At 75.1% G+C, this 530-nt stretch carries 1 pseudogene; it reads right to left on the reverse strand.

What is annotated here, in order from left to right:
- A pseudogene (locus ACFPZL_RS14175) lies at nucleotides 1–517 on the reverse strand (arylsulfatase); the annotation flags it as partial.
- Nucleotides 518–530 lie beyond the last annotated feature (13 nt).

The following is a 530-nucleotide window of genomic DNA, read 5'->3' on the forward strand; positions in this document are numbered from 1 at the left end:
CCTCGGCCGCACGGCCGCCCTCGGCGCCGCCGAACTCCGCGATGACCGCGAAGGAGCGCAGCGCGATCAGGCGGGAGGACCGGTAGCGCTCGAGCGGCGGCGTGGTCGCCGCCAGGGTGATCGGCTCCGAGAGCGACTGCTCGAAGCTCGGGCGGAGCAGCCCGGCCCGCCCGTCGTCGTTGATCGGGAAGACGGTGTTCGCCCAGGCCTCCCGGACCCACCGCTCCCCGAGCTCCCGCGTGAGCTCCGGGCTGCCGCCCGCCAGGTCGATGCGCTCGGTCGGATCGGCATCCAGATCGTACAGCCGCCAGGCATCCGCCGCGAAGTCCCGGCCCGGCTCGTGCTCGGTGACGATCTTGTGCCGCCCCCGCACCAGCGCGCGGTGCCCGTAGCACTCCCAGTACTGCACGCGATCGGCATCCGCCTCCCGCCCGGCGAGCACGCCGCCGAGGATCGCCTCGGGCCTTCCGTCGAACTCCATCGCCGGGCGGCCGTGCCGGGCTGCGAGCGGCTCCACGCCGGCGAGCTCC

Source organism: Leucobacter soli, from assembly GCF_042659205.1.
In the GTDB taxonomy this organism is placed as follows: Bacteria; Actinomycetota; Actinomycetes; order Actinomycetales; family Microbacteriaceae; genus Leucobacter; species Leucobacter soli.